17 protein-coding genes are annotated in these 23,327 nt (G+C 49.3%); 8 read left to right on the forward strand and 9 right to left on the reverse strand.

Annotated elements, in window-relative coordinates; genetic code table 11:
* Positions 1 to 33: 33 nt before the first annotated feature.
* The 5 genes from ABWV55_RS01530 to tig form a co-directional block, all read right to left on the reverse strand.
* Entirely contained in the window at positions 34 to 1,884 is a 1,851-nt protein-coding gene (locus ABWV55_RS01530) for a DNA polymerase III subunit gamma/tau (protein WP_353291997.1), read from the reverse strand.
* 35 nt (positions 1,885 to 1,919) lie between these two features.
* On the reverse strand, positions 1,920 to 2,552 hold the full coding sequence (locus ABWV55_RS01535; RefSeq protein ID WP_353291998.1) for a lecithin retinol acyltransferase family protein: 633 nt from the start codon (positions 2,550 to 2,552) through the stop codon (positions 1,920 to 1,922).
* A gap of 1,322 nt (positions 2,553 to 3,874) precedes the next feature.
* Entirely contained in the window at positions 3,875 to 5,227 is a 1,353-nt protein-coding gene (gene clpX / locus ABWV55_RS01540) for an ATP-dependent protease ATP-binding subunit ClpX (protein ID WP_353291999.1), read from the reverse strand.
* 91 nt (positions 5,228 to 5,318) lie between these two features.
* Positions 5,319 to 5,993, reverse strand: coding sequence for an ATP-dependent Clp endopeptidase proteolytic subunit ClpP (gene clpP / locus ABWV55_RS01545; protein WP_353292000.1), 675 nt, complete (start codon positions 5,991 to 5,993; stop codon positions 5,319 to 5,321).
* A gap of 44 nt (positions 5,994 to 6,037) precedes the next feature.
* Positions 6,038 to 7,381: a trigger factor gene (gene tig / locus ABWV55_RS01550; protein WP_353292001.1), complete on the reverse strand. Its 1,344-nt coding sequence runs from the start codon at positions 7,379 to 7,381 to the stop codon at positions 6,038 to 6,040.
* 172 nt (positions 7,382 to 7,553) lie between these two features.
* Here tig and ABWV55_RS01555 point away from each other — a divergent pair, with 172 nt between their 5' ends.
* The 4 genes from ABWV55_RS01555 (at position 7,554) to ABWV55_RS01570 (ending at position 11,813) form a co-directional block, all read left to right on the forward strand.
* The gene (locus tag ABWV55_RS01555) at positions 7,554 to 8,576 is read left to right on the forward strand and encodes an aspartate-semialdehyde dehydrogenase (protein ID WP_353292799.1); all 1,023 of its coding nucleotides are present in this window, start codon (positions 7,554 to 7,556) and stop codon (positions 8,574 to 8,576) included.
* On the forward strand, positions 8,576 to 9,484 hold the full coding sequence (gene dapA, locus ABWV55_RS01560; RefSeq protein ID WP_353292002.1) for a 4-hydroxy-tetrahydrodipicolinate synthase: 909 nt from the start codon (positions 8,576 to 8,578) through the stop codon (positions 9,482 to 9,484). The genes ABWV55_RS01555 and dapA overlap by 1 nt, the downstream gene beginning before the upstream one ends.
* Positions 9,485 to 9,538: 54 nt before the next feature.
* Positions 9,539 to 11,506: a ribonuclease J gene (locus tag ABWV55_RS01565; protein WP_353292003.1), complete on the forward strand. Its 1,968-nt coding sequence runs from the start codon at positions 9,539 to 9,541 to the stop codon at positions 11,504 to 11,506.
* A gap of 100 nt (positions 11,507 to 11,606) precedes the next feature.
* Positions 11,607 to 11,813 carry a hypothetical protein gene (locus tag ABWV55_RS01570; protein WP_353292004.1) on the forward strand — a complete coding sequence of 69 codons (207 nt, stop codon included), beginning with the start codon at positions 11,607 to 11,609 and terminating at the stop codon, positions 11,811 to 11,813.
* A 293-nt stretch (positions 11,814 to 12,106) separates the two neighbouring features.
* On the opposite strand, the gene ABWV55_RS01575 is transcribed toward ABWV55_RS01570, so the two are convergent.
* Together ABWV55_RS01575 and holA are read right to left on the reverse strand one after the other, a co-directional pair.
* Positions 12,107 to 13,891, reverse strand: a complete 1,785-nt coding sequence (locus ABWV55_RS01575; protein WP_353292005.1) for an aspartate kinase — start codon at positions 13,889 to 13,891, stop codon at positions 12,107 to 12,109.
* A gap of 736 nt (positions 13,892 to 14,627) precedes the next feature.
* Positions 14,628 to 15,593, reverse strand: coding sequence for a DNA polymerase III subunit delta (gene holA / locus ABWV55_RS01580; RefSeq protein ID WP_353292006.1), 966 nt, complete (start codon positions 15,591 to 15,593; stop codon positions 14,628 to 14,630).
* A gap of 9 nt (positions 15,594 to 15,602) precedes the next feature.
* Between holA and ABWV55_RS01585 the strand changes: the two genes are divergently transcribed.
* On the forward strand, positions 15,603 to 16,250 hold the full coding sequence (locus ABWV55_RS01585) for a precorrin-8X methylmutase (protein ID WP_353292007.1): 648 nt from the start codon (positions 15,603 to 15,605) through the stop codon (positions 16,248 to 16,250).
* Here ABWV55_RS01585 and tilS read toward each other — a convergent pair.
* Positions 16,198 to 17,211: a tRNA lysidine(34) synthetase TilS gene (gene tilS, locus ABWV55_RS01590; RefSeq protein ID WP_353292008.1), complete on the reverse strand. Its 1,014-nt coding sequence runs from the start codon at positions 17,209 to 17,211 to the stop codon at positions 16,198 to 16,200. The two genes, ABWV55_RS01585 and tilS, sit on opposite strands and share 53 nt — an antisense overlap.
* 32 nt (positions 17,212 to 17,243) lie before the next feature.
* Between tilS and ABWV55_RS01595 the strand changes: the two genes are divergently transcribed.
* From ABWV55_RS01595 to uvrB, 3 genes are all read left to right on the forward strand, one after another.
* Positions 17,244 to 18,011: a DUF561 domain-containing protein gene (locus ABWV55_RS01595; RefSeq protein ID WP_353292009.1), complete on the forward strand. Its 768-nt coding sequence runs from the start codon at positions 17,244 to 17,246 to the stop codon at positions 18,009 to 18,011.
* A 40-nt stretch (positions 18,012 to 18,051) separates the two neighbouring features.
* A complete protein-coding gene (locus ABWV55_RS01600) occupies positions 18,052 to 18,432 on the forward strand; it encodes a phage holin family protein (protein WP_353292010.1) in 381 nt (126 codons plus the stop codon).
* A 113-nt stretch (positions 18,433 to 18,545) separates the two neighbouring features.
* Positions 18,546 to 20,585 carry an excinuclease ABC subunit UvrB gene (uvrB, locus tag ABWV55_RS01605; RefSeq protein ID WP_353292011.1) on the forward strand — a complete coding sequence of 680 codons (2,040 nt, stop codon included), beginning with the start codon at positions 18,546 to 18,548 and terminating at the stop codon, positions 20,583 to 20,585.
* A gap of 29 nt (positions 20,586 to 20,614) precedes the next feature.
* Here uvrB and mutS read toward each other — a convergent pair whose 3' ends face one another.
* A complete protein-coding gene (gene mutS, locus ABWV55_RS01610; protein ID WP_353292012.1) occupies positions 20,615 to 23,287 on the reverse strand; it encodes a DNA mismatch repair protein MutS in 2,673 nt (890 codons plus the stop codon).
* Between the last annotated feature and the right edge of the window lie 40 nt (positions 23,288 to 23,327).

A 23,327-nucleotide genomic window follows, 5' to 3' on the forward strand; every position in this document is an offset into this window, starting at 1 on the left:
AACTGAAATGTTAGGGTCTCAATTGACCATCGCTCAATAGCTATCAGGATCAATATCCAACACCTGGCCATTGAATACATCAGCCAGATTTTTTGCTTCTCGATCGAGAACCGAAAATGAATCTTTATCTGGTGATTGCTGAGCCATTGTCACTGTTTGAGATGTTGTTGGTGGTGAGGAATTTATTGGGACCGATTGTGTGTTTGTTGCCGGTGGAGTTGTATCTGTTTTTAAAAGTTGCTGTGTTTCAGGTTGTAATGCCGCTGGCTGTGATGAAGAAGAGGTTGGTCCAAAAAACTGTGTTGGAGTTAGAGGCAAAGGTACCGGTGTTGGCTGCAATGCGGCAGATGTTGATGGTATTTGGGTAGGGGTAACAGCACCGCTACTAGCTTCGATCACCAGTTGGCGAGACCCACCGAGAGACTTAGCCATCGCTTGTTCCAGCAGACCAGCGCGGCTCTGAACCATACCCACCCAGTTGCCAGCAACCCGCACCACAGCACGATTAGCATCTATGTGTGCCAGGTGTGCCTGCTGAGAAAGCAGCATGCGAGTGGACCGCAATTCCAGGCTTCCAAGGATCTGCTTCCACAGCTCAGGCAAACTGACCCCGGCTGTTGATGTCGTAGCTGCAATCTCTTCCGGTGACTTTGGTGGAGTTACTCGTGCTGACGAAAGAGATTTTACTATTGGCGGAGTTAAGGATGTTGGCTCTGCTCCCGGTGTTTGGTTTATTATCGCCGCTTTAGAAGTCGAGGTTGTGACCACGGTTGAAGTTGTTGCCCGCACGGATTCTGTTAGCAGCCCTAGGAGCAGTACCTCAAACCAAAGACGTGGTTGAACGCTTTGACGCAGCTGCTGTTCTGACCCCCGTAGTTGTGCCTGCCAGTGCAGTAAACGTGTCCGCCCGATCGCTTGTGCTAGCTCTGGTAGTTGATCGCGGAACTGGGGCGAAACGCCAGTAAGTTCAGGCCGATTCGGTGCGGCGGCAATTAAAACTAGATCCCTCAAGATACCTGCCAGCCCCTGCAGTAGTGAACTTGGATCGCGACCCCGATCCAGCAGACTGCGTGCGGCTTCCAACAATGCTACTGGTTCGGCACCAGTCATGGCCCTAACCAGCTCTAATAGTTCTTGTTCAGGTACTGCTCCCAGCATATCCCATACGGCGTCTGCTTCGATCGGTGGTGGTAGCAGGCTAAGCTGATCCAGAAGGCTTTCCGCATCGCGTAACCCCCCTTGGGACCGTTGTGCCACAACGTGAATAGCTTCTGGTTTGATCGCGATGGCCTCCTGCTCGGCGATCCAGCTCAGGTGTTTTTCGAGCGCTTCCAATGGAATGCGACGAAAGTCGAAACGCTGGCAGCGGCTGAGGATAGTAGGAAGCACTCGCTGTGGATCAGTAGTGGCAAGCACGAACACCACATTTGGTGGTGGCTCTTCTAGTGTCTTGAGCAGGGCATTGAATGCGGCAGTGGAGAGCATGTGGCACTCATCCACTACGTAGACCTTGCAACGAGCTTGCACCGGTGCGAATCGCGAGCGTTCAATCAACTCGCGAATCTTGTCGACGCCGGTGTGTGAAGCGGCATCAATTTCAATCACATCAAGGGCTGTGCCTGTTGCGATTGTTCGACACAAGTCACAAGAGCCGCAGGGCTGTAGTGTCGGCCCTTCGCTGTTTTGACAGTTTAGCGAACGTGCCAGGATTCGTGCGCTTGAGGTTTTGCCTGTCCCGCGAGGGCCACTGAACAAATAGGCGGGCGCAATTCGGTTGCTGGTCAACGCATTGCCAAGAGTAACTGTAATTGCTTCTTGCCCTATAAGCTGATCGAAACGCTGAGGTCGATATTTGTGATGCAGCGGCCGGTAAATTGGATTCATACGCCGCGAGCTTTGTAGTGAGCTTACTAGGAGATTTAAGCCTGAAACTTGAAAGCTCCTGGGGTGGATTTTAGAAAAGCATTGATTCTCTTCTTCAAGTCTTCAACAGCAGCCAGCTCATCTGCCAGGCCTTGCCCAGTGATCAGAAGCTGGTTATCGTGATTACTACTGGCTTGTTGCAACAAAATTTCTAGTTGCTTGAGTAATGCTTGGCGCAACTTTTCTAATTTAGCCACCCCATGGCCAGCGATTTGCCGGGTGTTATCGTTCAGCACACCACGTTGCACTAACAACTCAAGTCCATTGATTAGGACAGATGGCATTAACCGACTGCAATAACGCGCTCGTCTAACAACCGAGTCTACTTGCCTACTGCGATGTCGTCCAGTTTTACACCAAGTGGCGAAATGTTCGCAGTTATTGAAAAGCAGATTATAATTTTGCTCACCAATTCGGCTCATGGCACGCCTTATGGTTATCCCCGCTGATAAAGGTTGCTGATACTTAATTACAGTAATTGGCTCAGCTTGAGAGAAATCTTTAAATGGGCTCCTTAGGATTTCTCGTCCCTCCAAATAATGAGCGACAGTGTTGTCGCCGAGGTCAATGCCGTGGTGGTTGAACAAACCGTGTTGGCGCGGCACCTGCAAGTGATCACCTACAGCCATAGTTGTTTATTTAATAGAAACATACCTAACCCAAACTATAGATGAAAATCAAGTGTTTTGACTAAACTGATTTCTTAAATGCACTAAACTGAACAGTTTAATTTAGCAACAAACACATGTCTAATTTGGATTTTTAATTATTTAATCTTAGCTTGCAATCTTTATTTACTACATTATGGGGTTTTTAGATATTTTACTTCAATATCGCTTAGTGACAAATTAGCATTATAGTCTATAATATTTTATCTCATTAATATGGCGAATCAAATAATATTAAATCTTTTAAAATTACACAACAATAGCTTTTGCTACTGATTTAGCAATATCTTAAGAAACTGAATATGAACTCCTTATTCTAGGTGTACTCACTAAACCAGTTCATTATTAGTATGATGAAGTTGTCGTTTACTATGTAGTCTTAAAGATTCAACTAGATCTGCAAATTATTGTCAGCTCTGAAGTAGGTTAGACAACTTATAAAGATATATATATTTTAATTTTTATTTCCGCAATACCAAAAATTTATAGATTTTTTCTTTTCACCAAGGACTAAAAAATATTTGTCGACAATTTTTATCAGAGTTAATTAGTATTTAAGTCTCTTAAAAGTCAATCATATTTCTTATCTCGAGGAAAATGTATCCTCAGAAATTTAATTTTAATTGCTACTAATTCAATTACTTTTTTAGAAAATTATTATCTCCTATGTTACTAATTTAAATCATTAATCATATAGGTATTAATCTGATTCTTTCTAGATGCTTAAATTAAGCCGAATAGTTACTTAACAATATTTGATAAAGATAATAAATATTTTACTTTGTTTATTTTTATTTCGCAATATAAATGCTAATAATTAATAGAAACAAGTTTTTAGAAATCTATACTTTTGTCTCATTAGACTGTCTTGAAAAGATATTTAAAATTAAGTATGTGATTAGATTTATAGTTTAATATATTATTAAAACAGTTCTTTATCTAAAAAGCTTTTTAGAAAAACTTAAAAATATTTTCTAATATTAGTAGACTCGAGCAGGAATATGCTAATATTAGTTATTAACTTATTGCTAATAAATCCAAAGCCTAAACAAATTCTAGTTATCAACCTTAAAAAAGACACTTTTAACAAAAGATTTGCCTACGCATTAATTTAGAGTATGATTTTAATAATCTGCAATTTAGAATTAATTACCTACTAACACAGAAGAACGCCTGTTCTAACTGTAGAAGCTGGCATTCATGCTCCTAATTTATTTAGATATATTCTCACCTAAAATAAAGCAGACAATTCACATTAGTCTTGCTGTAGTTTCTCTAAAAAATTAAGCTGTTTTTTGCTGATCACTGCCGGGAAGAGACAAAATTTCGCCTACCGTATGCTCGTCTACCATTGATTTTGTCACTGTGAACTCTTTTACAGCCGACTGCGACGGAAGATCATACATTAAATCTAGCATGATCGCCTCGATGATTCCTCGTAGCGCACGAGCTCCGGTTCTACGGCGATGGGCTTCTTGAGCAATTGCCCGGATCGCATCGTCGGTAAATTTTAGCTTTACATTATCCATGCTTAGCAGGGTACGGAATTGCGTAACAAGAGCGTCCCGTGGTTCTGTCAGGATTAATTCCAGATTTTTTTCGTCCAGAGGTTCGAGCACTGCACTCACCGGTATGCGGCCGATAAATTCAGGTATGAGCCCATACTTCACCAGGTCGTCTGGCTCAAGGTGTTGGAGTACCTGGGTAGCTTGAAGACGCTTGTTCGATCGGCTACGACCGTGGCTATCTGCAGATGGTACGAAACCAATCGCGTTACGCCCCATTCTCTTCTGTAAAACATCTTCTAGGCCAATAAACGCACCACTGCAGATAAATAAAATCTGGCTGGTGTCTATCTGAATGCAATCTTGATAGGGATGTTTACGACCACCTTGGGGCGGTACATTAGCTACAGTTCCTTCTAACATCTTAAGGAGAGCTTGCTGCACTCCTTCTCCCGATACGTCACGGGTGATCGAAGGGTTTTCGCTTTTACGAGCTATTTTGTCGATTTCGTCTATGTAAATGATGCCACGCTGGGCTTGTTCTACATCCATGTCGGCTTTTTGAAGCAGTCGTAATAAGATATTTTCAACATCTTCACCTACGTAACCGGCTTCGGTGAGAGTAGTGGCGTCAGCAACGGCGAAGGGAACATCTAGTATCTCTGCCAGAGTTTGGGCCAATAGTGTCTTGCCACAGCCAGTGGGACCGATCAAAAGGATATTACTTTTGTGTAGACGGGTGGCGCTTTGTTCGGTTTCTTTCTGACCGTTTCCTTGCCAAGCCAACCGTTTATAGTGGTTGTATACGGCCACAGACATCACCTTTTTGGCAGCGTCCTGGCCCACCACCTGTTGATCCAGAAATCTTTTGATATCCAGTGGCTTGGGAATAGAAGCCAACGTGGGCGCTGGCTTACTGTTCTTGCGACTTGCTGGAGTCGTTTTGCGGCTGGGTTCAATCTCGGGGCGAAGATTGCCTCGGCTGTCGACCAACTCTTCGTCAAGGATTTCGTTACAAAGATCGATGCACTCATCGCATATGTAAACCCCAGGACCGGCGATTAACTTGCGCACCTGATCTTGCGACTTACCGCAGAACGAGCACTTCAAATGGGCATCGAATTTGGCCATAGAACGCCAGACACCTCAAACAGGAACTATTACGGAAAGCAACCGGGTGGATCTTTCTAGACATTCAGCCTTGAGAAGGGATGGCGTTCTGTCAGCCTTCCGTAACCATTCCTCTGTCTTTAGAATTATCCACTACTCGATCAATTAGTCCGTATTCAACTGCCTCTGCAGGGGAAAGAAAGTAGTCGCGATCAGTATCTTCCGAAATTTTGTCGAGAGGCTGACCAGTGTGTTCGGCCATTAATCCGTTGAGCGTTTCTTTAAGAAAGAGTATCTCTTTGGCTTGGATCTCAATGTCCACAGCCTGGCCCTGAGCTCCGCCGAGGGGCTGGTGGATCATGATTCGGGCGTTTGTTAGAGCCAGTCGCTTGCCTTTGGTACCGCCCGAGAGCAGAAATGCGCCCATGCTGGCGGCCAACCCGTAGCAAATAGTCATCACGTCTGGAGCCACCTGCTGCATCGTGTCGTAAATAGCTAACCCAGCTGTAACGGATCCGCCAGGAGAATTGATATAAATTTGGATGTCTTTTTCTGGGTCTTCGGCTTCTAGGAAAAGCATTTGGGCGACGAGAGCATCTGCCACCGCATCGTCAATGCTGGTCCCTAAGAAAATAATTCGCTCACGAAGAAGCCTGGAGTAGATATCGAAAGCCCGATCGCCTCGACCTGACTGTTCCACTACAGTCGGTAATGGGCCAGGGGCAGAGATGGGCATCTCGGACAGCCAGTGATTTTGGATGGGGTGGCGAATGCAAGCATTGATCACGCGTTTAGCATTTTGTTGAATAAGTTCAATCTATTGAGTGTGGATCAGATTTTGGTGTCTTGATCTGTTTCTGCAGCTTCTTCCGTGAGTGTGCTGTTCGTCTCTAACCAACTCATTAGCTGTTCTTGCATCAGTTCCTCCACCACCGCCAGGCGTAGGCGCTCGGGGTCCATCTTCGCGTCAGAGGAAAGCTTTTTTCTTACCTCGATCAGTTTATTGTCCACAGCGCTATCTTCTACCTTGATATTCTCCGCTTCTGCTAGGGCGGTTAGAGCAAAGCTGCGACGTAACCGCTCTTCAGCTTCTGGGCGAGAGTTTTGAATCAAATTGCGCACCAGATCAGGTGTGAAGAGAGATTTCACATCCATACCTTGCTGAGCGAATTGGGCGGCAGTTTGTTCCAGTAGCTTGCGGCTTTCTTGCTGAATTAAAGCTTCGGGTAATTCTACCTCCAGCTGTTCGACCAGAGCTTTAATCAAAGCATCGTGACGGTTGCAGGTTTGACGGCGTTCAGCGTCATCTCTGAGAAGCTGTTCTAGATGTTTACGTAGGTCAGCCATGGTTTCTTGTTTGCCGGCTTGCTTAGCAAAAGCATCATCAAGATCGGGTAACTCACGAATTTTGAGATTCTTGAGCTCAATTTCAAAAGTAGCCTTACGACCACGGACATCTTTTTTTGGATAGTCCTCTGGAAATTGACAATCAACTGTTTTGTTGTCACCTACTTTCATGCCAATCACCCCTTCGATGAAACCTGGAATCATGCGGCCGTTTTCCAGATCCACATCCATTGAATCAGCCTTGCCATCTTCGATATCGGACCCATCGTCACTATAAGAGCCTTTAAAGCTAAGTACAGCAATATCGCCTCGTTCAGCTGCGCGTCCTTCAACAGGAACTATCACGGCAAGCTGCTTGCGGGAGTCGTCAATCATGCTATCCACCCGAGATAAATCGCATACAACGGCTTTATATTTTGCTTTTAGCCCTTTTGTGTTGTGCAATTTTGGCGTCGGAGCGATGTCGGCTTCCAACGTGAAGGTCAACTCGTAATCAGGGGTAAAACTGTCTAATAGCTTGTCAAAGCCACTGCTCAGATCGGGTTGACTGATTGGCTCCAGAGATGACTGCTTGATCGCGTCACGCCAGGCGTTATCGATCAGCTTTTCTAAAGCGGTAGCTTTGATGCGTACTCCACCAAGTTGTTGCACTAACACTGAGCGAGGCGCCTTCCCTTTGCGAAATCCGGGCAGATCGATGCTGCGGCTCAGGCTAGAAATAGCTTCCTCATAGCTAGCTCTACAGCGTTCCCCAGGCACGGTGACGGTCACCGCCAACCGGCTGCCTGGGCGGGGTTCTGTGATCACCTTCAAGGCATTAAAGCTCATGGTCGTCCTGTCGACTGTGTCTAAGCAACACACCATCGTAAGAACTGTTGCTTCTTCTACTACCCGCCATGCTTTTGAAGCGATCATTATTGATGCGTCTCTCTCTCTACACCCTGGTGGTCTTGCTCGATTAAACCAAAAGCTCTTAAGTGTAAAACCTTCATCCAACCGCTTGTCACCTTCTTTCCCTAACCCTCCTCTAAACGTTGCTGTTCTTGGCGCCAGTGGAGCTGTTGGTCAGGAGCTTTTGTTGCTGCTACAGGAACGTCAATTCCCCATTGATAAGTTAAAGCTGTTGGCTTCTGCCCGCTCTGCCGGACGCAAGCAATTATGGGACGGTCGCAACCTTGAGATTGAAGAGGTTAAGGCAGAAGCATTTCAAAATGTGGATCTCGTGCTCGCATCGGCGGGGAGCTTGGCAGCGCGCCGTTGGCGCGAAGCGATCATTACTGCAGGAGCGGTGATGGTGGATAACTCCAGTGCGTTTCGCATGGAAGAGGGTATTCCTCTCATAGTTCCTGAAGTTAATCCTCAGGCGGCTTTCCATCACAGTGGTTTAATTGCCAACCCAAACTGCACCACAATCTTGCTCACTCTTGTGTTGGCTCCGCTAGCTGCTAAGCGCTCGATGCGCCGTGTGCTAGTGAGCACCTACCAATCGGCGAGCGGCGCGGGGGCTCGAGCAATGGAAGAACTCAAAAATCTCTCACGTGTAGTACTAGATGGTGGTATTCCTAAGAGCGAAGTACTCCCTTATTCACTCGCTTTTAACCTGTTTCTTCATAACTCTCCTCTTCAAGACAATAGTTACTGCGAAGAAGAGATAAAGATGGTAAACGAGACTCGTAAAATCATGGACTTACCTGATTTGCGTTTTTCCGCCACATGCGTGCGTGTTCCAGTTTTGCGAGCGCACTCTGAAGCTGTAAACATTGAGTTTGAACAACCCTTTCCCGTAGATGAAGCCCGACAACTGTTAGCTTCAGCACCTGGCGTTGAACTCATTGACGATCATTTGTCCAAACGTTTTCCAATGCCCATCGATGTCACGGGTCGTGATCCTGTGGCTGTTGGTCGGATTCGTCAAGATACTAGCAACCCGAATGCCCTTGAGCTTTGGCTCTGTGGTGACCAAATTCGCAAAGGAGCAGCTCTTAATGCTGTGCAAATTGCCGAATTGTTAATTCAGAATTAATGTCGCTCTCTACCCATTTGTCTCCAACGCCGTTTGGTCGCGTCGTCACGGCAATGATAACGCCGTTTGATTCTGGCGGCACAATTAATTTTAGCATAGCTGGTCGTCTGGCCCGCCATCTAATAGAGCACGGTTCTGATGGTCTTCTAGTTTGCGGCACTACGGGTGAATCACCCACTCTTAGCTGGGATGAGCAACTGGAGTTGCTGAAAACTGTGCGAGAAGCCGTTGGATCCAATACCAAAATTTTGGCAGGGACAGGCAGCAATTCCACCGCCGAAGCTGTGAAGGCAACCCGCGAGGCAGCTCTAGCTGGCGCCGATGGAGCCTTAGTGGTCGTTCCCTATTATAATAAACCTCCCCAAGACGGTTTGGAGGCTCATTTCCGGGCGATCGCTGAGGCTGCCTCTACGCTCCCTTTGATGATCTATAACATTCCCGGCCGAACAGGTTGCAACATTGAGGCAGAAACAGTCGCCCGGTTGATGGACTGCCCCAACATCGTGAGCTTTAAGGCAGCAAGTGGGACAACTGAGGAAGTCACTTCTCTTCGCTTGGCCTGTGGGTCACGGTTGGCGATCTACAGTGGTGATGATGGACTCACCCTACCGATGCTGTCTGTTGGTGCGGTGGGTGTCGTAAGTGTGGCCAGCCATGTGGCTGGACCGCAGATTCGGGCAATGATCGAAGCGTATTTCGAAGGCAAAGCAGCCGTTGCCCTCGCACAGCACGAGCAGTTAATTCCCTTGTTTAAGGGTTTGTTCGCCACTACCAATCCTATTCCTGTCAAAGCTGCCCTTGAACTTAATGGATGGCCTGTCGGTGCTCCTCGCCCTCCGTTGTCGTCTTTGCCAGAAGCCATGAGAATCACGTTGTCCAAAACCATGTCTGCCCTTAGTCAGACCTAGCCGGGTTTGGCTTAACGGCTCAAGCAAATAGTCTTTTCTTCTACTTCATTGTTTATGGCTTACAATTTTCGGCCTGCCAAAACCCAGGAGTCTTGCTTGCGGGTGATCCCACTGGGCGGTCTGCACGAAATTGGCAAAAACACTTGTGTATTTGAGTATGAGAACGACCTCATGCTCGTAGACGCCGGACTAGCCTTCCCGAGTGACGGCATGCATGGCGTGAATGTGGTGTTGCCCGACACTAGTTTTTTGCGCGAGAACCAGAAGCGCATTCGCGGCATGATCGTTACCCATGGTCATGAGGATCACATTGGTGGCATTGCTCATCACTTAAAGCACTTCAACATCCCGGTGATTTATGGACCACGGTTGGCTCTCTCGATGCTCACCGGAAAGATGGATGAAGCTGGTGTTACTAATCGCACCATGCTTCAAACTGTCGCTCCGCGCGATGTGGTGAAGGTGGGTCGACATTTTTCAGTCGAGTTTATCCGTAACACTCACTCGATGGCTGACAGTTTTTCGCTAGCGATTACAACGCCAGTGGGCACAATCATTTTCACCGGTGATTTCAAATTTGATCACACTCCTGTTGATGGTGAACACTTCGATATGGCTCGCCTGGCTCATTACGGTGAACAGGGTGTTCTTTGTTTGTTCAGTGATTCCACCAATGCGGAGGTTCCCGGTTTCTGTCCGCCAGAACGTTCTGTCTTCCCTAATCTCGATCGTCACGTCGCCAACGCCGATGGTCGCGTGATTATCACGACCTTCGCTAGTTCGATCCATCGGGTGTCAATGATTCTTGAGCTGGCTCTTAAAAACGGCCGTAAAGTCGGTCTGTTGGGCCGTTCAATGCTCAACGTAATCGCAAAAGCACGCGAACTAGGGTACATGCGCGCGCCTGACGAATTGTTTGTTCCGATTAAGCAGATTAACAACATGCCTGATCGTGAAACCCTGTTGCTGATGACTGGTAGCCAAGGTGAGCCTTTAGCCGCCTTGAGCCGTATTTCTCGCGGCGATCATCCTCAGGTGAAAGTAAAAACCACCGACACGATTATTTTCTCTGCCAGTCCAATCCCTGGTAACACTATTTCCGTAGTAAACACAATTGACAAATTAATGATGCTCGGAGCAAAGGTGGTCTATGGCAAAAATGAGGGCATTCACGTGTCCGGGCACGGCTTTCAGGAAGATCAAAAGCTGATGCTGGCTCTTACTAAGCCCAAGTTCTTCGTTCCGGTACATGGTGAGCACCGAATGCTGGTTTGTCATTCCAAGACCGGCCACTCTATGGGAATACCCGTCAACAATACCTTGATTATTCAGAACGGCGATGTAGTGGAACTCACCTCAAGTTCCTTAAGAAAGGGAGATCCGGTGAAAGCCGGGATTGAATTACTTGATCAATCCCGTAATGGCATTGTGGATGCGCGTGTTCTGAAAGAACGCCAGCAGCTTGCGGAGGACGGAGTAGTTACGATTTTGTCTGCGATCAGCACCGATGGCGCAATGGTGGCACCGCCTCGTGTAAGCCTCCGCGGCGTAGTCACGACGGCGGACACCCGTAAGATGTCACTTTGGACAGAGCGAGAGATCAGTTGGGTGCTTGAGAATCGTTGGAAGCAATTATGCCGCAATGCTGAGGGCAAGGCACCTGAGGTGGATTGGATGGGTATTCAACGTGAGGTGGAGGTTGGCCTTAGCAGCCGTATGCGTCGCGAACTACAGGTAGAGCCATTGATTCTTTGCCTGGTACAGCCGGCCCCTAGTGGAACTCCAGCCTACAAAAGCCGTGCTGATACAGAGCCCAGTGATCGTTCTGCATTGCGAAGTCGCAGTGAGTACGTTCTTACTCGTCGTAACGGTGGAGCCATACCGGCTTCGGCGCGTATCAATGGCAGTTCCGCGTCTGCAGCCATGGCAAGCAGAGCTAATTCGAAGGTGGAAAAAAAAGCAGATTCTGAACAAGCTATGACCGCTGGTCGTACCCGCCGCCGTCGTTCAGCTGCAGCATAAACCTTAGAATACACACTGTATGAAAGACAAGGGTTGAGCTCGATCAATCCAGATCAGGTCGGCCTTTGTTTTATTTATGGGGAATAGGGAATGAAACCCGTTGATCGAGCCTTTTAGAGGATTCACTTTGCAATCGGGACAGATCACAAAGTTTTCTTCTGGTGGTTTTTTGGCTACTATCTCACTCAGAGTAGCTAATGCTGCAGTTATTAAAGGTGCAGTCTTGGGGCTGCCGGTTGCGTTACAACTGACAACGAACCAGACTTGCCGAGATCACCTTAGGAATAGTCGTTTGGAACTGGCTTGAAAGCAGGTGACCTCTATTTGAGATTCGGTGATTATCGGCCGAGCGTACGGTGTGCTAGTTTCCGTCGAAAGTCCTGCAAGGATATGCTTCGCCTACGTCGGTTTCTCAATTGTAATACTGACCTAGCGTGCTAGCTGCGTTGGCGATTTACTTGCGATCATGCAAACAGTCCCGTGATCAGCTTAGCTGTGAGTTCGTTTTTAGGAAATCACTATTAGCTCAAGAAAAAGAGTTGGTACGTCCTCGCCATGCTTTTATTAAGTATCGGCCCTCGTCGATAGAGGGTGTGGGATTCACTGTCCGTAAGCTCGACGACACTTGTCGCCGCCTAGTCCAAAACAAGCGTGAACTACCTGAAGGGCTTTGATACCGTCATCTTCCGCTACTACACAGCTTGTCCGGATTTCACTGGTAGCAATCAGGCCTATGTTGATGTTAGCATCAGCAAGAGCTCGGAACATGCGCCCGGCGGTGCCAGCCTTAGCAGGCATTCCAGCACCAACAGCACTAACGCGCGCGATAGCATCACTATCCTCTAGTGAAGCACCAGGCCATTTGGCTAGTAGTGGGGCCAGTGCAACGTCAGCTCGGACACGGTCGTTTTTACTCAGGATGAAGCTAATGTCGCGCGATCCATCGGCGTGTTGACGCTCAGATTGTACAATCGCTTCTAAGCTGATGCGGTTGTCTGCGAGAGATGAACAGAGAGCGGCGGCGGTTCCAGGTCGATCGGGCACATGGTGCACGGATAGCTGCACCTGATCGCGGTCTAGGGCAACACCGCGCACCTCCGGTTCGTCCTCTCCGCTGAGTGGCGGGTTGACAACCACTTGAGAATCCTCAACTTCGAAAGCGTCCCGGACGGCCTGGAGTGCTTTGCGCCCAGCACTTGCCGCAATCACGCAGCTCACTTTCACTTCGCTGGTGGCTATTAGACGCAAATTGATTCCTTGCTGGTATAGACAAGTGAACAAACTCGCTGCGATTCCTGGACGGCCCATGATTCCTGCACCGCTGATGCTTAGCTTGGTGAATCCACCTTCGGTAGCGAGCTCACCGCCTAAGTTAGCGATAACGCTTTGGCTTACCTGACTGGCAAGATCCAAGTCGCTTTCGTCTACCGTGAAAGTTATGTCGTTACTTCCGCCTCGGTGGGTTGCCTGAATAATCAGGTCCACATTAATTCCTGCTTCTGCGAGAGTTTCAAATAGGCGGGCAGCAATTCCGGGTTTATCTGGAATATGTGATAACGCCAAAATAGCCTGACTTTCTACCTGCTCCACCCCGTCCACCGGACTACCTAGTTCTAGGCCTCCATGGCCAACTGGTCGAGCCGTTTGGCTAGTGAGCTGTGTGCCCGGATCATCGCTCCAACTAGAACGTACCACTAAATTAACTCCATAGTTCCTGGCAATTTCGACAGCGCGGGGGTGCAAGACTGAGGCGCCAAGACTGGCTAGTTCGAGCATTTCATCACAGCTAATTTTCTCCATCAATTGGGCATCGCTCACTTTGCGTGGATCGGTACTGAGTACGCCAGGCACATCGGTATAGATCTCGCAAACATCGGCATTAAGTGCAGCTGCCAGGGCTACTGCGGAGGTATCGGATCCACCTCTTCCTAGGGTGGTGATCTCGCTGATCCCATCACTACTTTGACTGGTACCTTGGAAGCCTGCTACTACTACTACCTTTCCCTCTTGCAAACGAGTGATGATCCGGTCAGTACGTATTTCAAGGATGCGGGCACGGCCATGGGTAGACTCGGTGGCGATGCCTACCTGAGGACCCGTCATCGAAACGGCAGCAACGCCCTGACTATGTAGAGCCATCGCGAGTAAAGCAATAGATACTTGTTCACCACTTGCCAGCAACATATCCATCTCTCGTTGTGGTGGCGTGGCATTAATTTCATTGGCGAGCTCGATTATCTCATCAGTTGTGTGTCCCATAGCGGAGACTACCACCACTAAGTCATCCCCGTCTTCGCGACAGCGAGCGACTCGCTGCGCTACAGCTCGGATGCGCTCGACACTACCAACGGAGGTACCGCCAAACTTCTGCACCAGCAGGACCATTTCAGCCCTCTTCTACGGCAAGGTATTATCTCATTGCATGTCTGGGTGTACAACCAGCAACGTTTTGCTCATTCACAAGAGAGGTTGCCGGGCAGCAAATAAATTGCATTAATTATTTGCTAGAAATCGCAATAAGAATACAAGTTATATAGTATTTACCGTTATTTTTTGACTCTGATTTGCGAGAAATTTGATTATTTTAGTCAAATTTCTCGCAGTTCCAACCACATCTATGCTAAACGTTGCAAACAGCAAAGTTTAGCCAACAAAGGCTGTTAAGTTTGTGTGCTACTAATTAACCAGCCCTCTCTATGATAAATTACTTACCCTGAGAGACTATTTTAATTATTAAACCAAATATTAAGTTGTATCGTTTGAGCAGTAGATGATTGTAACTAATGTTATTAGAAACGGTGGACGTTTGACCAAGCCTAGAGTAAATAATCAGCGCTTAATATTTAGTTCTTATACAAATCAATGGCTCTATAAAACAATGTTTAGTCATAAAACCTTAGAAACTAGATTAAGACTTTAGGGCTTAATTATTCTAAAACTACAATCAGATCTTGTGCACCCCTGTGTGCCCGTATCCTAAATATATATGTTTTAATTCATTAAATTTGACATCTTGTGAACTATTAAGCTGGGGACCAGGCCGACTAGGATGGTTGGGGTACACCTGAATATGGATTAGCTTCAGCTTTAATGGCGGCTCAAGTGTTGGTTAGAAACGCAATCAACCCAGTAACCCATCGCGAAACGCGTCACCCGGGATGGCGCCTCGTTTAAGTCTGGCTTCCACCTCTAGCAACCGTCCCAACAGGGACAAGAACGCTTTGGGTGGTCTGCCTTGTAGTTGCTTGCGCATCACATAGATTCGTTTGGGATTGCTGATGCCGGCGGCTTTGGCAATTACGCCAACATCATGCTCCCCATGTTGTTCCAATAAGCTCACCCAAAGCCAGCCTCGAACCTGCCCGGTTAGGGTGGCGATGATACGCAAAGCTGATTCACCGGTATCAATAAGAGCATCCCAACCAGCGATGGCTTCCCCGGGGTCCTCATCCAAAATGGCGTCACCCACCGCGAGAATGTTGCTAGCCGTGCCTTCTACGAGCTCTTTAACGAGGTCTGCACTAATCCTAGTGGCGCGTAAGGAGAGCTTATGCAGCTCTGACTCCAACCTAATGCTGTCGGTTCCAATGGAGTCCACCAAGATATCAACGGCGTCATACTCCAGCTCGAGCGATAGTGCATCTGCGGTGCGCTGGACTAATTGCCTTTGTCCAGGACCATCCCAAGCGGCTGGCAATAGAAAACTCTGCTCAAGATCCAGCCCCTGTTTAATTCTCTTTTGAACTGCTTTTGTTGTGCGTAGCCGACCGTCTGGTTTGGCAGAATTTACTAATACGAGATGACTGGTTTCGGGTATGAGATCGAGCGCGGCTTCGAAGCGATCGGTGAGTTCACTGGGACAGTCGTTACAAAATGGGCTGCGTTGCAGCAATACCAGCCTCTCTCCGGCTGCGAAGGGGGGGGTTCGTGCCTCTTCTAAGGATTGAGCGGCTTGGTCTGTCTCGGCTCCATCGAGGCGGCTGAGGTTGAGGCTGTTCCAGTTAGGATCTACGAGACGGCTTATGAGGCTGTCAATAGCCCGGTCACGCGCTGCGACATCATCTCCCCAGATCAGATGAATGGGCATAAATCTACGATGACTAGGATGGCCCAAGAACACCCGATTTTTGACGAGAGCATCCGTAGAATCCGAGTGTTGCTCAGTGATACCGGCTTGGAGTCTTTAGAGCAACAGGTACTGGAGCGTTTAGTACACAGCAGTGGTGATCCTGCAATAGCTCAATTACTACGGTTTAGTCCAGGAGCTTGCAGGGTAGGAGTCGATGCCCTGAGGTCTGGTGCCATGATCCTAACGGACACCGCGATGGCGATGGCGGCTGTACTTCCAATGGCTAGGCGAACCTTGAAGGTTCCGGTGCGAACAGTGCTCGAGTGGGCACCAGCTCAGGCCCCCTCTGGATCAACTCGAACAGCGATGGGACTGTTGTCGGCTTGGCGGGAACTTGCCACTATGGGACCAGCCCCCATAGTACTAATCGGTAGTGCTCCAACAGCACTGCAAGTGCTGTTGGAGCAGGTGGATGCTGGTCAACCTGCGCCAAGTCTGGTGATTGGCATGCCAGTAGGATTCGTTAAAGTGACCGAAAGCAAACATCGCCTAGCTGGAAGCGGCCTAGCGCAAATTCGGCTAGAGGGCACCCGTGGCGGTGCGGGTTTGGTAGCCGCTGTAATCAATGCTTTACTAAGGGCGGCTGTAGTCTCAGATCAAGACCTTGCCAACTAAGCTTCCATCCTTTCGGAAGATCTGCTTGTCCACCAGCTGCCCCGCTGGCAAGCCGCAGACTTAGTTGCTCTAGGGTATGAGCAGTCAGGCATGGGACGTTTTGTGTTTGCAACCATTGAGCTAACAGTTGCCGACGTGTAGGGTGGGGTAAATCGCCTAAGGCTTTGCGATCCAGTCCGTTGTTCCGCTTTAGTGTTGCGAGAGCCAGAGTACCCAGGATCTGCTGAGTGTCTTGCACTTGTGATATCCGTTCAGCTAAACCAGCCAAGCGCTCACTACAGCCAGGATAAAGCTCCTCTAAAATCGGTAGTACCTCCATACGAATCTTATTGCGAGGTAAGGCAGTTGAGCAGTTGCTGGGGTCATTCCATACCGGTAGATTGAGATCACTGCAGATTGCGGCCGTTGCCGTACGCGTAAAACCCAACATTGGTCGACGCAGTTGAATGAATTTCGGTGCGCTTTTTTTTAAAAGCCGCACCGGTCGCAAGCTGCCTAGTCCAGCGAGATCACTGCCGCGACTCATTTGTAATAGCAGGTTTTCCGCTCGATCACTGGCGGTGTGGCCAGTTACTACGTCAGACCCATTAGCTTCGGCTAGGTTTGCGAGGCTGTCGTAGCGCCAGTTGCGAGCGGCTGCTTCTGTTCGAGGCAAATCTTTTGGTGCCTGATCGATCCGAAACACAAGACTTTGGGTATCACACCAATGGCCGAGCTCTGTTGCGATCCGGCAGGCCTCGCTATGCCAGCAGTGGTTGCCGTGCCATATTTTTAATGTCCACTGATGCAGTGGTAGTAGATCACGGAGCAGAGCTAACAGCGCCATTGAGTCCTGACCACCGGACACGGCTAATAGCAGTGCTTTCCTTTGGGGCAGTAGTTCTGGTGAATTGAGTAGCCGCTGATGTAGTTGGTGATGCCAGAATGTCCAGGGCAACGATTTGGAGTGATTCAACTCCACGATGTGAGAATTAGAAGATCGCTGTCTAGCCCATGTCTCGTCTTCAGCAACTGCCCGCCGCTTTAAGGCATAGCCTCGAGCAGCGGTCAACTCTTAAGGTGATAGCTGGTCTGATGAATTTTGATGCCGCTAGCGTGGAGAAAGTGGCTTACGCTGCAGGTCGGGGTGGAGCAGACCTAATTGATGTGGCCTGTCATCCTGAGTTGGTTAAGTTGGCTATCGCTTCCTCTGATGGTGTGCCAGTATGTGTATCGTCCGTGAAGCCGGAGCAGTTCCCTGCAGCTGTGACCGCAGGAGCAGTGGCGATAGAAATTGGTAACTTTGATGTTTTTTACCCCCAAGGCCGAATTTTTAGTGCTGATGAGGTTCTTAAGCTCGCTCGCCACGCTCGGCAATTACTGCCGAAAGTGACGTTGAGTGTTACTGTGCCCCACACTCTGCCGATGGATCAACAAGAACAGTTGGCAATTGATTTAGTAGCTGACGGCGTTGATTTAATTCAAACTGAAGGCAGCTTGGGTGCTAAGCCCTTCAGCGCTGGTAGCCTTGGCTTGATCGAGAAGGCCGCTCCCACTCTCGCTGCGGCCGCCAGTATTAGCCGTGTGTCGGCAGCTCCAGTGCTTTGCGCCTCTGGGCTCTCAGCTATTACGGCTCCTATGGCGATCGCTGCCGGTGCTGCCGGCGTGGGTGTCGGTTCCGCGGTAAACCGTCTCAATGACGATCTGGCAATGGTCGCAGCGGTACGGGGTTTGCGTGAATCCCTTGACAATTTTAGAGTTTTAGTAGGTGCGCAGATTTAAAACCGCTTTTAATCTAATAATCGTAGTGTTGGAGAGTGTAGTGGGACCTATTGGTTGGCTGCTGCAGTGGCCTATCAGGGCTTTAGTTCTTCTCCTCGTAGCAGCAATGCCGTTAGGGGTGGAGCTGTCAAGTTTCTCGACAGCTCTTGGATCCGCAGCGCTGATCGGCCTATTGGGAACTGTACTGATGATCCCGCTAAAGCTAGTGCTCGCTTTACCTTGGGCTCTTGTTAGTCTCGGTGGTTTGATTACTCCAATTAACTGGCTGTTCAACTGGTTGATTGCGGTGATTTTGTTCAGCCTTACGGCCTTTTTGATTGATGGGTTCCGTTTGAAGAACGGGCTCTCCAGTGCAGTGCTGGGTGCTATGGCTTACGGTGTACTGAGCACTTTGTTCATTCATCTACTGGATTTAGGATGATATACTTAGTCAGCGCCCGAGCTGTATCGATTTGAAAGAGTTTGAATTCCGGTGCCTATGTTTTTCTTGGCAGCTCTTAACTTAATTGATTCGGCATCACGGCACGCCTGTACATGCCCGCTTACGATCTCTCGACACCGTATCTCCCGAAGGGAGATCAACCCTCAGCCATTGCCCAATTAGTCGAGGGTGTTAATAGAGGTGAGCGTTATCAAACCTTGCTGGGAGCCACAGGTACTGGTAAGACCTTCACCATAGCCAACGTAATTGCTCAAACTGGGCGTCCGGCGCTGGTATTGGCCCATAATAAAACACTTGCAGCACAGCTGTGTAACGAGTTGCGAGAGTTCTTCCCAGAGAACGCTGTCGAATACTTTATTTCCTATTACGATTACTACCAGCCGGAGGCCTATGTTCCGGTGAGTGATACGTATATTGCAAAGACCGCGTCGATTAATGAAGAAATCGACATGCTGCGTCACTCAGCTACTCGTTCTTTATTTGAACGCCGAGATGTGATCGTTGTGGCATCGATCAGCTGTATCTATGGATTAGGAATTCCGAGTGAATACCTCAAGGCAGCGGTGAAATTCAAAGTAGGTGAGACTCTCAATATTCGTGGTCAACTACGGGAGCTAGTAATCAACCAATATAGCCGAAATGACACTGAAATTGCCCGTGGCCGCTTCCGAATGAGGGGGGACGTACTCGAGATTGGCCCGGCCTATGAAGATCGACTGGTGCGGATTGAGCTGTTTGGTGATGAAATAGAGGCGATTCGCCACATAGACCCTATTACTGGAGAAATTCTCCAGAACCTAGAGAGGGTAAACATCTATCCGGCCAAACACTTTGTCACCCCAAAGAATCGTTTAAATACGGCCATTAAAATGATCCGCAACGAACTTAACAAACAACTAGAAGTTTTCAACAACGAAGGCAAATTATTAGAAGCCCAGCGGCTGGAGCAGCGTACCAAATACGATTTAGAAATGCTTGGCCAAGTTGGTTACTGCAATGGGGTAGAAAATTATGCTCGGCATTTAGCGGGTCGTAAGGAGGGCACGCCGCCCGAATGCTTAATCGATTACTTTCCTGACGACTGGTTATTGATCGTGGATGAAAGCCATGTCACCTGCCCCCAACTGCAGGCTATGTACAACGGCGATCAGGCTCGTAAAAAGGTGTTGATTGACCATGGTTTTCGCCTGCCCAGTGCTATAGATAATCGGCCATTAAAAGGTGCTGAATTCTGGGAGAAAGCACGCCAAACGGTGTTTGTGAGTGCAACACCGGGAAGCTGGGAGATAGAGGTGAGTGTTGGACAGGTAGCGGAGCAGGTGATTCGCCCTACTGGTGTGTTGGATCCGATTGTTGAGGTACGACCCACCACCGGTCAAGTTGACGACCTGCTGGGGGAAATCCGTGATCGCGCTTCCAAGCGACAGCGAGTGTTAGTGACTACTCTCACTAAGCGCATGGCTGAAGACCTTACCGATTACTTGGCGGAAAATGGCATGAGGGCACGTTACCTTCATTCCGAAATCAACTCGATCGAGCGAATTGAGATCATTCAAGATTTGCGGGTCGGAGAATACGATGTACTGGTGGGGGTAAACCTGCTGCGGGAAGGCTTAGATTTACCTGAGGTGTCATTAGTAGCTATTTTAGATGCTGATAAAGAGGGATTTTTGCGTGCTGAGCGATCCCTAATTCAGACAATTGGCCGGGCTGCTCGTCATGTAGAAGGTAAGGCATTACTGTATGCCGAAAACATGACCGATTCGATGGCGAAAGCGATCGACGAAACCGAACGTCGGCGCGAGGTTCAGCACGCCTATAACGAAAGGCACGGTATCGTGCCTACGGCTGCGGGCAAAAAGGCCAGTAATTCAATACTGAGCTCTCTCGAACTTTCAAGAAAGCTAAAACAGGATAGTTCCGATGCAGATTTGGTGGAGATGGCAAGTAAAACCGCTCAGGTTTTGAACAATGACTTTGATACTGTTTCGGCATTGGAGGCATTGCCAGAGTTGATTGATCAGTTGGAAAGCAAGATGAAAGATGCTGCGAAGAGGCTTGACTTTGAAGAGGCGAGTACCTTGCGCGATCAGGTAAAGCGACTGCGCCGGAAAATGGCGGGAAGCTGCTAACTTGGCTTTGGTCTGATGCGTACCAGTTGCTAGACCGCAAATTTGTTGAGTATTTGGCGTGCCCGTTTAACTACTACTGGTGGTACCCCAGCCAATCGCGCTGCTTCGATCCCGTAGCTGCGGCTAGCTGCCCCTGGCCTTACTTGGTGCAAGAAAAGCAAATCATTGCCCGTCTCTTTCACTAGTACTTGGAAATTGGCTACGTTGCTATGGTCCTCGGCCAAGGCGTTCAGCTCATGGTAGTGAGTGGCGAATATGCTGCGGCTCCCTAAGCTTTCAGCGAGATGCTCACTAACAGCCCAGGCGATCGATAGACCATCAAAGGTGGCCGTACCTCGTCCGATCTCATCCAATAACACCAAGGATCGCGACGTAGCGTGATGAAGGATGTTGGCAGTTTCAGTCATTTCTACCATGAACGTGGATTGGCCAGCAGCTAAATCATCCACGGCGCCAACGCGGGTGAAGATGCGATCGGCTAACCCAATACGCGCCTGTTTGGCCGGAACCCAGCTGCCCATCTGAGCAAGCAATTGGATTAGGCCTATCTGCCGCAGATAACAGCTTTTGCCACTGGCATTGGGTCCGGTGAGTACCACCAAATCGGTGCCGGCGCCGAGAGCCACATCGTTGGGAATAAAAGGAGTTTCCACCAACAGCTGTTCCACTACGGGGTGCCGAGCCGAAGTAAGCACCAGTTCTCGGCTGTTAGTAAGCAGCGGGGGACAAAAGTTACTGGTAGCGGCCACATCTGCTAGACTCGCAAGAGCGTCGAGACTGGCAACGGCTCGGGCCGCTTCACGGATTGATGTGGACATGGTGCCCACTTGGTCTCGCAACTGCACAAAAAGTTCGTATTCTCGCTGGTAGGTGCGAGCGCGCAGTTGTAAAATCCGTCCCTCGCGCTCTCTTAGTGCAGGGGTTACAAATCGCTCTTCGTTGGCCAGAGTTTGGCGACGGATCCAGTGCTCGGGAACCACATATGCCTTGGTTCTGCTCGTCGCGAAATAGTAGCCGAAGGTGCGGTGATGTTGAAGCCGCAAAGTGTTTATCCCACTGAGTTGGCGCTCTTGTTCTTCTTGCTGAGCAAGCCAGCTATCCTGATCGTCCAGTTGGTTACGAAGACCATCCAGCAGAGGATCGACGCCGTTATGGATCAAACCGCCCGCGCTGAGGGAAGGTGGCGGAAATTCCACCAAGGTATCGCCGACGGCAACGGCGAGTTCCTGCAAGTGCGATTGCGGTTCTAGCAGTGCTTTGAGCCAGCAGGGCCCATCATTAACAGCACCAAGGTGAGCCGCTAGTTGCGGAAGCCGCTTAAGCCCGTTCGCGATCGCAACGAGATCGCGTGCGTCAGCATGACCAGCTCCAGCCCGCCCCGCTAACCGCTCAAGATCCTCCATGGGCTTAAGTAACCGACGCAGGGTCTGGCGAAGAGGGCGTTGCTTCACAAAGGTACTCACTAAGGTTTGACGCCGTTCGATTGCTGCGAGATCCATCAGCGGTGTTTCTATCCAGCGACGTAGACAGCGACCCCCCATGGCAGTAAGTGTGCGGTCGATAGCCCACAGCAATGATCCCTGCAAGACCCCATCCCGCTGGGTAGCAGTGAGCTCCAGATTGCGTCGAGTTTGAGCATCCAATACCAGGGCTTCACCACTGTGCAAAATTTTTGGTACTTCCAAGGGAACGCTGACGTTGTCATTGAGGGGTTGGGTTTCGTGCACGTAGCGGAGAAGGCCCCCTAAGGCCTGAAACGCGAGCGGCAGTTCTGCCATTCCTAGCCCATCAAGGCTGGCTAGCTGGTAATACTGCAGAAGAGTGGCTTTTACTTCAGGCCAGTTGAATGGAGTGGTGCCGATGGGAGTCAGTTGAACCCGATCTGGACACCAAGACGGTGATGGATCTTTTCCACTCCAGAGCAATTCGGAGGCCTCCAATTGCACCAGGTGTTGATGTAGGTCATCACTACCCTCCCGTTGCATCACCTGCACGTCGCCGGTACTCACATCGGCCTGGGCAATCCCCCATTGGAAGGGTTGTTGCCCACCGGTTGCTTCCACCACAACGGCTACAATCCAGTTGTTGCGCCGAGCACTAAGCATACTTTGTTCCAGTACCGTGCCAGGGGTCAAGACGCGGGTGATAGCCCGCTTTAGGAGAGCTCCTTTAGCTGGTGTAACCTCCAATTGATCGCAGAGGACTATGGAATACCCCAGGTGAATCAGATCGCTGCAATATCGCTCTACGGCGTTATGCGGAATGCCAGCCATCGGTACCCTCCCAATTGCCTTACCGCCTTGCTTGGCTGTAAGCGTAAGTTCAAGTTCTCGGGAGAGGGTGATCGCGTCTTCAAAGAAGCATTCAAAGAAATCCCCAAGCCGGTACAGCAACACCCGCTCCGGGTGCGCTAGCTTCAGCTCTACATAATGACGCAGCATCGGTGTGAGCTGCTCCGGATTGATTTGGCTGTGGTGGGTCCACGCTAGGTTGTCCTCAACTGGATCGCTCCTGTTAGGAGCTTTGACGCTAGGTTGGGTAGCGATTTGGCGGCGAGGACGAATTGCAGCATCGGCTTTCAACTTGGTATCGCAGAGGACGTCAGCGTTTGATTGAGGATTTACTGATCGCACTGGTTCAGCCTCTGCGAACAGGCTGCCCTGCAGGGAAAATTCCGGCTGGATGTCAGCGGATTGCGGCACGACCCTAAAGCGATATACCGAATACCGATCGTAAGGGTGC

Source organism: Synechococcus sp. M16CYN (assembly GCF_040371545.1).
In the GTDB taxonomy this organism is placed as follows: domain Bacteria; phylum Cyanobacteriota; class Cyanobacteriia; order PCC-6307; family Cyanobiaceae; genus Parasynechococcus.